This window comes from Nocardia sp. NPDC059764, from assembly GCF_042732555.1.
GTDB lineage: Bacteria > Actinomycetota > Actinomycetes > Mycobacteriales > Mycobacteriaceae > Nocardia.
The window spans coordinates 31,681-41,854 of record NZ_JBHWHH010000052.1; the positions used below are offsets into that span (position 1 = coordinate 31,681).

The window sequence follows — 10,174 nt, forward strand, 5'->3', positions numbered from 1 at the left end:
TCACACCCGGCCTCGACTACCCCCGAAAGGGGCTACCCGATGACTACGGCCGCCGACGGGCTCCTGCGCCCCAGCGACGGCGACGCACTGCGCGCCGAGCTGCGCGCGCTCGCCGCCCTGAGCAAGCTGCCGGTCGTCTTCGGGGGCGAGGTGCACGCGGGCACGCTGGTGCTCAGCGAGTTCGTCGGAACCCGGACCAACGGCATGCGGGGGCTGGCGGTCGCGCACAGCTCCGGGCTGGGCGGTTCGGCGGTGGCGACGGGCCGCCCGCGCTCGGTGGCCGACTATCGCTCGGCGTCCACCATCACCCACCACTACGACGTCCCGGTCCTGGGGGAGGGCCTCCGCTCAGTGGTGGCGGTGCCCGTGGTGGTGAAGGGCGAGGCGCGCGCGGTGATCTACGTCGCCAATCGCGAGACGGGGGTGATCGGCGACGGCGTGGCCGACGAGATGGTGCAGGCCGCGCGGCGGCTCAGCACGGAACTGGCCATCCGCGACGAGGTGGATCGGCGGCTGCGGCTGTCCTTCGCGCGCGAATCGATGAACAGCGCCAATGTTATTGCCACCGAACAACTCCGGGATCTGCACGCGGAACTGCGGGGGATCACCCAGGTGGTCTCCGACGCCACCGCACGGGCGCGGCTGCGGGACGTCACGGAGAAACTCGCCCGCCTGGTGTCCGGGGTGGCGGCCGCGGACGACGCGGTGACGCTGGCTCCCCGGGAACTGGACGTGCTGTCCCATATCGCTCTGGGCTGCACCAATGTGGAAGCGGCCCAGCGGCTTTCGGTGAGGCCGGAGACGGTGAAGAGCTATCTGCGCAGCGCCATGACCAAGCTCGGGGCACACAATCGCCACGAGGCGGTCGTGCGAGCACGCCGCCTCGGGCTCCTACCGTGAGTGCTTCCCGACCGGAACGGGGTTCAGGGGCGCGCCCTCGAACCCCGTGAGCTGATCGACTAGTCGGAAACCAGGTGGCGGATGGATTCGCCGCCCTTGGCGTGATGCAGTCTTCCGAACCTGCTGTCGAGCAGGTGTGCCATGCTGTCGGCGGCCCCGGTGTAAGCGTCCTCGACGGTGGCCGCGCGATGCGTGGTGGCGACCGGCGGCTGGCCCTTGGGTCGGGCCTCGAGGGTGCACTTCTTGTCTTCGGAACCACCCTTGTGGCCGTTCACATCGGTGATGTGGGCCTCGACCCGGGTGAGATGATCCGCGAACCGGTCCAGAATCGCAGCGATGGTATCGGTTGCATCCTGGGCGATCGCGCCGCCGCCGACGTTCTTGTCGGCGAAGACCTGGATTTGCATGGCTGGCATCTCCAATCTTCTCGGTAATAGCCGAGAACTTGCTGACACCCTCGACCATACCCACCCCGGCTGAGACTCGCCTGTGGGATCGCTCGCGTGGGACCGGAATCGCCGCGCTGCGACCGGGTTCACCGCGTGGCGAGGTCCAGGACGGTCAGCGCCAGGTGCTCGGCTGCCTCCGGGTGTCCGAGGGCGCGGGCCGCGGCGGAAACGGCTGCGCGGGTCTCGGATTCGGTGAGCAGCTCGGTCAGCGCGGCGCGCAGATTGGCGGCGGTGGCGTCCTCGCCGACCAGGGCGCGGGCGGCATTGTGGTCGGCCAGGATCCGCGCGTTGCGGATCTGCTCGCCGCCCACCGAATGCGGGTACGGGATCAGCACCGACGGTTTGCCCAGGGTGGTGAGCTCCGCGAGAGTGCCCGCGCCGGAACGGGATATCACCACATCGGTGAGCGCCAGCACGTCGGGGAGCTCCGGGCCGATGAACTCGCGCACCAGGTAACGGCCGCGCACGTCCTCGGGCAGGGTGGCGGCGAAGTCGCGCACCTGCTCGTAGGACAGCCGCCCGCACTGGTGAATCACGTTGGCGGAGTGCAGCAGTGCGGGCAGCAGCTCTCGGATCAGATCGTTGATCTGCACCGCGCCCTGCGCGCCGCCGGTGATGTAGACGGTCGGCAGGCCGGGGGTGTAGCCGTCCCAGTCGAGGGCCTTGACCGCCGCGGCGGGATCGCCGGTGGTGAGCGCGGGCCGAATCGGGTTGCCGGTGACCAGGGCCCGGCCCCGGACCTTGGCGGGCAGCATGCCGAGGGAGGCGTCGGAGGACAGCGCGATGCGGTCGGCCATCCGGGCCAGCAGCAGGTTGGCCTTGCCGATGCCGGTGGTCTGCTCGTGGATCACCAGCGGGCGGCGGCGCAGCGCGGCGGCCATGCCGATGGGGGCGCACACGTAGCCGCCGGTGCACAGCACCGCGTCCGGCCGGAAGCGGCCCACCACGCCCTGGGCGGTGAGCACGCTGACCGGCACCCGCAGCGCGTCGCGGGCATTGTCCTTGTTGAGCATCTTCAGCGGATTGCGGTCGCGCCGCAGCTTTCCGGCCTTGATGCCGGTGAAGTCGATGTCGTTCTCGGCCGCCACCCGCTGTTCGAGACTGTCGGGCACGCCGACCCACAGCACCTCCGCGGTGGCGCCGGCCTCGGCGGCCAGATCGCGCAGCGCCCGGACCGCGGCGACCGCCGGATAGGTGTGGCCGCCGGTGCCGCCGCCGGCGACGATCACCCGGACCCGGCCACGATCGCCCAGCCGTTGCAGGATCGGGGCGCGGTCGGCGGCGGGATTCGACATGGACGATCCTCCTGGGCGGGGTGGGTCGGGTGGGTGGGGCAGCGCCCAGGCTATCCCGGGAACGGTTCCGGGGACCGGGCCGGGAGGTACCGGTCGGTCGGAGAAGATTGCGAGGTGTTGGCGAGACGGCTACGGGCCTTTACCATGGTTGTGACACTGATCACGTTGTCGCAGTAAGAGTCACGTCTTCGCAGTGCAGTTCCGACGCGGTCCCGTTCGGCTTTTCCCCGAGTAGCGATATTTCCCAAAGCAGTGCTCACCGGCACATCCTCATTGATCAGCCCAGCGAGAGGGCCCCGCATTGAAGCCCTTCACCCTGCCCGACTTCTATTCCCCGCACCCCGCCCGGCTCAATCCGCATCACGACTACGCCCGCGTCTACGCCGCCGCGTGGGCCGAGCGCCTGGGCATGCTCGGTGAGCCCGGGGTCGACGGCAAACCCATCTGGGACGCCGAGAAATTGGAGCGCATGGGGTACGCGCTGCTGTGCGCCTACACCCATCCCGATTGCGACGCCGAGACTTTGGCGCTGCTGACCGAGTGGTACATCTGGGTCTTCTACTTCGACGACTGGTTCCTCGACGCCTACAAGCGCACCGGCAACCGCGCCGAGGCCACCCGCTACTTGGCCCGCCTGGAAGAGTTCATGGCCGAACCGGGTTGTCCCGCACCGGAACCGGAGAACGCCTCCGAGGCCGGGCTGGCCGACTGCTGGGCCCGCACCGTACCCGCCATGTCGGAGGACTGGCGGCGGCGCATGCGGCGCTCCACCCACAACCTCATGGTCGAATCCCTCTGGGAATTGGACAATATCGCCCGCGACCGGGTCGCCAATCCGGTCGAGTACATCGAGATGCGCCGCCGGGTGGGCGGCGCGCCCTGGTCCGCCGCCCTGGTGGAATACGCCTGCGGCGCCGAGGTGCCCGGCCGCTTCGCCGCGGAGCGCCCGCTGCGCGTGCTGTGCGAAACCTTCTCCGACGCAGTGCATCTGCGCAACGACCTGTTCTCCTACGAACGCGAGGTGCGAGTCGAGGGTGAGAACGCGAACATGGTGCTGGTGCTGGAACGGTTCCTGGGCTTACCCGCCCAGGCGGCCGCCGAGCTCACCAATGACGTGCTCACCTCCCGCCTCGAGCAGTTCGAGCACACCGCGCTCGCCGAGGTGCCGCAGCTGTTCGCCGAACGCGCGGCCACTCCCGAGGAGCAGCTCGCGGTGACGCGCTACACGCTGGGACTGCAGGACTGGCAGTCCGGTGGGCACGAATGGCATCTGCGGTCCAGTCGCTACATGAACAGCGGCGTCGATCGCGGGCCGACCGGCCTGGGCACCGCCGCCGCACGGCTGCGGCCGGGCCTGCGGGTGCAGCTGAATCAGCATGTGCCGCCGCCCCGGGTCGCGGGTCCGCTGCCGGTCGACGGGTTGGAGATGCCCTACGTCGTGGGGGTGAACCCACACGTGGAGCTGGCCCGCGCCGATGTCCCGGAGTGGGCGGCGTCGGTGGGTCTGCTGGATCCGCGGGTCGGCTGGACGGCGGAATCGCTGGCGGCCGCCGACTTTCCGGCGCTCATGGCCATGGCCGACCCCGAAGCAGACGCGGAGACCCTGAAGTTGCGCTCGCGCTGGTGCACCTGGGGCACCTACGCCGATGATCTGGGGACCCGGGTGTTCCGGGCCGATCCGGTCTCGGGCCGGGACCAATTGCGGCGCTTACCTCTTCAACTGGGCGAGAGCGCGCCGACGCCCTCCAGTCCACTCGAGTTCGGTCTGGCCGCGCTGTGGCGGGAGACGGCGGCCGTGTGCGACGACACCGGCCGGAATCGATTGCGCGCGGCGCTGATCGACCTGGTCGAAGGCTGGATTACCGTGCTGGAGAACGAGACCCGGAACCGTTTGCCGGACCCGGTCGACTATCTCGAATTGCGGCGGATCACCTCCGGCGGTCCCTTGTTCGGCGCGCTGGATGCTCTCCATTCGCCCGGAGTTGTCTCGGATCCGGCGGTCGCGGAACTCGCGGACTCCAGTATCGTCCGGCAGCTGCAACATTCGGCGCAGGACTACGCCGGTCTGGTCAATGATCTGTACTCGTATCAGCGGGAAATCGAATATGACCACGAACTGCACAATCTGGTGTATCTGACGCAGTCGTTCCTGGGCTGTTCGCGGGAGCGCGCGTCGGCGATCGTGGTGGATCTGGCCAACGAGCGGCTACGGCAGTTCGAACTCGTTGTCCGCGATCAGCTTCCGGGCTTCATGGCCGATCATCAACTGTCGGGGGAGGTTCGGGCCGCGCTGCTGACGCACGTCGATCGGCTGCGCGATCACATGGCCGGAAACCTGCACTGGCACACCAGGACCGGACGCTACTCCGAGGCAGCGCTGCGCGCGTCGCGGCCCAGGCCGACTCTCGGCCACCCGGGGCCGTTCGCCGGCGTGCGCGCCGTCCCGGCGGCTCGTCGCTGAGCCGGTCGGCACCCACGTCTCGCGGGCCCCGGCGCCCATCGGGTCGGCGCCGCCCCGGTCGGGTCCGGTGCCGGGTCCGGCGATCACGATTCCGCAGCAGTTCACTGGAGGTTGCCATGAGTTCGTCGACAGCGGCCGGTCCCGCCTTCTCCCACCGGAAAGGCGCGCGGGACAGCGGAATCGGGCCCGATGAGCGGGCCCCGTACCTGCTGCGCCGGGCCAAACGCCTCACCCGGCCGCTGCTGCGGGCGGCCTTCGACACCCTGCCCAGCGAACTACGCCTGATGGCCGAGTACCACGTGGGCTGGTGCGACGCGAACGGTGCGATGACGGAGGGGGAGTCGGGCCGGGGATTGCGCCCGGCGCTGGTGCTGGCGGCCGCCGCGGCCCTGGACGCGAAGCCCGCCGCCGCCGTGCACGCCGCGGCCGCGGTCGAGATGGTGCACAACTTCACGGTCATCCACGACGACATCGTGGCGGGTGGCACCGTGCGCCGGGGGCGGCCCACGGTGTGGCGGTTGTGGGGTGTGGACGACGCGGTGCTGGTCGGGGACGTCCTGCACAGCCTGGCCATCTGGACCCTGGCCGACGCCCCGGCGACCGCGACGCTGGACAGCATCGCGCGGCTGGCGGACGTGGTGATCGAGCTCTGTCTGGGCCGGCATCAGGACCGGGCCCAGGAATCCGCTCCGGCCGGGTCGCTCGAGGAGTGCCTGGAGACGCTGCGCCACCAGCGGGCGGCCCTGCTGGGGTGCGCGTGCGCCATGGGCGCGTTGTGCGCCGGCGCGCCTTCGGAGGTGGTGGCGGCCATGGATCGGTTCGGCCGGGAGCTGGGCATCGCCTGTCAGCTATGTGACGACCTGCGTGGGATCTGGGGTGAGCCCGGAAATCCGAGCCGACCGGTCGGCCATGACCTGATGCGGCGCAAGCATTCCTTACCCGTGGTGGCGGCCCTCGAGTCGCCGACGCCGGCGGGCCGCGAGTTCGCCGAGCTCTACGCCTCGGACACCGCCCTGGATCGGGAATCGGCCGCGCACGCCGCGGATCTCATCGCGCGAGCGGGTGGAAAGTCCTGGGCGCAAGCGGAATCCCTGCGCCATATGCGCACCGCCGCGGACATGCTGGGGGGACGTCCCGCCGCGGATCTGCTGGCCTTGGCCGAATGCGTCGTCCCGTGCGATCGGTGACGCCTCGATAATCGCATCGATTCGAAATCGGACAAATCAATTCGACCGGGCGGTTCATATTGCGCCGCAATATCATTCCGTCGGGAACAATTGTGACTCCGCGCCGCCTCTGTCAATAGGGATTGACCTCCGTGGCGCGCGTGTAGCGGATCGCTTGCGCTGGTGATGCTGGTATCCCGCCCAGCGAATTCGATAGCCGCGAAGGGACTTTAGTACTCGATTCGCAGGAATCCATTGCTCCAAAACTGCTGGGCTGTCACGATATCCCACACGCGGTGACCGGGGTCGGTGCGATTCGCCGTCGAAATATCAACCAGGCGTGCGCGTTTCGCTGTCGGCCGCTCTCGGCCGCGCATTCGTGCCATGCCGTCCTGCCTATTTCCCAGGAGTTCGCGCATGACTACGGGACCTGTCGCCGGACCCGGGCGCCTACCGGCGTTGGACCGCGAATCGGCCCGCGAACTGGTCCGGGAACTGGCACAGGCCGCGGCCACCACGCGGACCGGGGTCCTGCGGGTGACCGGGGAGCCGGGCGGCGATCTCCATATCGTCCATGGGCTGGTGGTGATGGTGGACTCGCCCGGCGCGCCCGGGGTGCGCGAACTGCTCGCGCGCCCCGGGCGTACCTCCACCGGGGAGGCCGATCTGCGGGTGGTGACCATGATGGCCGCGGTGGACGGCTGTTTCGCCATCACCTCGGGCTGGATCGGCAACTGCTTCTGGCAGTCGGACCCGCACCCCGAATCCGCCGACGCGCCCGGCACATTCGAGGACGCCGCGCCGCAGGCGCCCGGCTTCGAATCCGGGTGGCTACTACTGGAGACCGAACGGCGGCTGGGCGCGCTCGCCCACGGCCGCATCTCCCCGCACCGCAATCACGTGCAGCTCACCGAACGCGGCCGGGTGTTGCTCAGCGGTCCGGGCAGCGGCCATCGCCGCGAGATCCTGCTGTGGTCCAACGGCCGCCGCAGCTGCCGCGATATCGCGAAGTTGTTGTGCCGCAGCCTGTACGCGGTCACCGTCGAGGTGGTCCGGATGCTCGACGACGATCTGCTCGTCATCGCACCGGTGGAAGCCGATCCGACCCCGCTCGACCCGGCGCCCGTTCACGGCGTGACCGGCCGCACCCTGCTGCCGCGACGCCGCCGCGGGGCCAGCGGCATCAATGACGCGCTCCCGCCCAGCCCGCCCCAGCCCATGCTGCGCGGCGGTCAACGAAGCCTCACCCCAAGGAAATCAGAGAGGACGCAATGAACAATCCGAGCGGAGCCGGCGCACCCGGCAGCATGACGGATCGAGTCGCGACGCTGGTCAAGGTGCTGCGATCGGATGTGCCCGACTGCATCGCCGCGGGCGCCATCGATATGTCGACCGGCATGTTGCTGGCCGTGGAGACCGTCGACAACCACCCCACCGAAGTGCTCGATCTGCTGGCCGCGGCCACCCTGGAGCTGTTCCAGGGCCGCAATGTGGTCATGATCGAGAACATCTGGAAGGAGCGCCGCGGCATCCGCCTGGAGCGTCACTACTTCCAGGAGATCCTGGTCAACAGCGACAACCTCACCCACCTGTTCGTGCGGACCGAGAGCCGCGAGGACGTGGTCGTGGTGATGGTGTGCCGCAAATCGGTCAATGTGGGCATGCTCTTCGCGCAGGCCCGGCGGGTGCTCAAGGATGTCGGCAGGCTGTGACCATGCGGCTCGGCGCGGACCGGTCAGGGAATCCGGGCCACCGCGCCGAGCATGGACACCGCCTCCGGTCGCGGATGCGGCCGATACTCCTCCGGCCGCCACAGCGTGACCGCGGTGATGCCCGGCGGGACCAGGGTGAAGCCGTCGAAGAATCGGGCGAACTCGGTACTGGAGCGTAGTTGGAACGGCACGCCGCTGCGGGTATTGGCCTCGGCCGACCGCTCCAGATCGTGCTCGTCCAGGTAGTCGTTGGTGGCGTGCGACATGACCAGGTAACTGCCCGGCGCCAGCGCGTCGGTGAGAGTGCGCATGAGCTCGTAGGGGCGCTGGTCGTCGGTCATGAAGTGCGCGACCGCCACCACCATCAGCGCGACCGGCCGGCTCAGGTCGATGGTCGAGCGTAGGTCCGGGTCGTCGAGGATGTGTTTCGGGTCGCGCAGGTCCGCGTCCAGGTAGGCCGTCCTGCCCTCGGGGGAGCTGTCGAGCAGGTGCCGGGCGTGCACCAAGACGATGGGGTCGTTGTCGACGTAGACGATGCGGGATTCGGGGGCGATGCCCTGGGCGATCTCGTGCACATTGCCCGCGGTGGGCAGGCCGGCGCCGATATCGAGGAACTGGCGAATTCCGGCCTCACCGGTCAGATAGGCGACGGCGCGTCGCAGGAAATTCCGGTTCTCCACCGCGGCCAGCTGGACCGTCGGAAAGGCCTCGGCGACCGCGTCGGCGGACTCGCGATCCGCGGGGAAATTGTCTTTACCACCCAGCCAATAGTCGTACCGGCGGGCCGGGTGTGGCTTGGTGGTGTCGACGCGCTCCGCCGCTGAATCCGAGTTCACAACGCTCCCAATCCTTTTCGGCTACTGTCTGACTATGTCAGCTCCAGTTGCGGATCGGTAGCGGCGGTCCCGCGCCCGCGCCGCGACATCGCCGGAAGGTTCGTCATGCAGTTGCGATACAGCCCGTTCGATTTCGAAGTCCATTCCGATCCGTACCCTTACTATGCCAGGTTGCGCAGCGAGGCCCCGGTCTACCGGAACGAGACCGACGATTTCTGGGCCCTGTCGCGCCACGCGGACGTGCTTGCCGCCCTCCGCGATTCGGACCGTTTCTCCAGCAAGAACGGCCTGCGCATGGAGCCCGCCTTCTGGGGCCCGCAGGCCGAGCGCTTCTTCTCCTTCGTCGCCATGGACCCGCCCAAGCACACCCGGCTGCGCGGCCTGGTGACGCGGGCCTTCACCGCGCACCGGGTGCAGGCGCTGGAGCCGCGGCTGCGCGAGATCGCGGTCTCGATGCTGGAACCGCTGCTCGCGCGCGGCAGCTTCGACCTGATGGCGGAGTTCGCCGGGCCGTTCCCGACCGAGGTGATCTCCGAGCTGGTCGGCGTGCCCGAGGGCGATCGGGAAATGCTGCGCAAGCTCGGCATGGAGATCATGTACACCGAGGAGGAGTCCACCGACCTGCGGCCGGAGGCTATGCAGGCGATCGGCGCACTGGTCGGCTACTACACCGAGCTGACCATCGAGCGCAGCAAGTCCCGCCAGGAGGACCTGCTCTCCGGCCTGCTCGACGCCGCCGAGGGCGATGACCGGCTCACCCCCGAGGAGATCGTGGGCGTGCTGATCCTGCTGGTCGGCGCCGGCATCGAGACCAGCATGCTGACCTTCGGCAATGCCTGGAACGCCGCCGCGCTGTACCCGGAGGCCCGCCGTGCCGCCCTCGACGGCCGCATCGACGACTGGATCGCCGAGGCCATGCGCTGGGATCCGGCCACCCAGACCCAGCTGCGCACCACCACCGAGGCGATCGAACTGCACGGCGTCACCATCCCCGCGGACGCCCGCGTGCTGCTGCTCACCGGCGCCGCCAACCGCGACCCGGAGGTCTTCGCCGACCCGGACACCTTCGATCTGGACCGCGACACCTCCGCCTCGCTGGTCTTCGGCAGCGGCCGCCACCACTGCCTGGGCTCCAACCTGGCGCTGCTGGAGCTGCGCACGGCCCTGCAGGAAATCGCGTCCCGCGTCGCCGATTTCGAGGTGCACACCGCGGGCAGCAAGCGCATCCACGCCTCCAACAACCGCGGCTTCGCGACCCTGCCGACCACGGTCACGCTGCGCTGAGCCGAACCAGGCTGGTCGAGGCCGCGCCAGGCCGGTCGAGCTGATCAGGGCTTGCGGGCGATCCCCCGGAT

General features: G+C 69.3%; 9 protein-coding genes. 6 read left to right on the forward strand and 3 right to left on the reverse strand.

Annotated elements, in window-relative coordinates; translation table 11 throughout:
• Positions 1-39: 39 nt before the first annotated feature.
• Entirely contained in the window at positions 40-900 is an 861-nt protein-coding gene (locus tag ACFV4K_RS14420) for a response regulator transcription factor (protein WP_379275024.1), read from the forward strand.
• 59 nt (positions 901-959) lie between these two features.
• Here ACFV4K_RS14420 and ACFV4K_RS14425 read toward each other — a convergent pair whose 3' ends face one another.
• Positions 960-1,316, reverse strand: a complete 357-nt coding sequence (locus ACFV4K_RS14425) for a ribosomal subunit interface protein (protein WP_357086450.1) — start codon at positions 1,314-1,316, stop codon at positions 960-962.
• Between the two features lie 119 nt (positions 1,317-1,435).
• The gene (locus ACFV4K_RS14430; RefSeq protein WP_379275026.1) at positions 1,436-2,644 is read right to left on the reverse strand and encodes a glycosyltransferase; all 1,209 of its coding nucleotides are present in this window, start codon (positions 2,642-2,644) and stop codon (positions 1,436-1,438) included.
• Between the two features lie 301 nt (positions 2,645-2,945).
• Between ACFV4K_RS14430 and ACFV4K_RS14435 the strand changes: the two genes are divergently transcribed.
• From ACFV4K_RS14435 to ACFV4K_RS14450, 4 genes are all read left to right on the forward strand, one after another.
• Positions 2,946-5,105, forward strand: coding sequence for a germacradienol/geosmin synthase (locus ACFV4K_RS14435; RefSeq protein ID WP_379275028.1), 2,160 nt, complete (start codon positions 2,946-2,948; stop codon positions 5,103-5,105).
• Positions 5,106-5,221: 116 nt separating this feature from the next.
• A complete protein-coding gene (locus ACFV4K_RS14440) occupies positions 5,222-6,292 on the forward strand; it encodes a polyprenyl synthetase family protein (protein ID WP_379275030.1) in 1,071 nt (356 codons plus the stop codon).
• Between the two features lie 396 nt (positions 6,293-6,688).
• Complete coding sequence (locus tag ACFV4K_RS14445) at positions 6,689-7,546, forward strand: hypothetical protein (RefSeq protein ID WP_379275032.1); 858 nt, start codon at positions 6,689-6,691, stop codon at positions 7,544-7,546.
• Positions 7,543-7,983, forward strand: coding sequence for a hypothetical protein (locus ACFV4K_RS14450; RefSeq protein ID WP_379275034.1), 441 nt, complete (start codon positions 7,543-7,545; stop codon positions 7,981-7,983). The genes ACFV4K_RS14445 and ACFV4K_RS14450 overlap by 4 nt, the downstream gene beginning before the upstream one ends.
• A 23-nt stretch (positions 7,984-8,006) precedes the next feature.
• Here ACFV4K_RS14450 and ACFV4K_RS14455 read toward each other — a convergent pair whose 3' ends face one another.
• The gene (locus ACFV4K_RS14455) at positions 8,007-8,819 is read right to left on the reverse strand and encodes an SAM-dependent methyltransferase (protein WP_379275035.1); all 813 of its coding nucleotides are present in this window, start codon (positions 8,817-8,819) and stop codon (positions 8,007-8,009) included.
• Between the two features lie 171 nt (positions 8,820-8,990).
• Here ACFV4K_RS14455 and ACFV4K_RS14460 point away from each other — a divergent pair, with 171 nt between their 5' ends.
• Positions 8,991-10,103 (forward strand): cytochrome P450, encoded by a 1,113-nt coding sequence (locus ACFV4K_RS14460; protein WP_379275037.1) that lies wholly within the window; start codon positions 8,991-8,993, stop codon positions 10,101-10,103.
• Positions 10,104-10,174 lie beyond the last annotated feature (71 nt).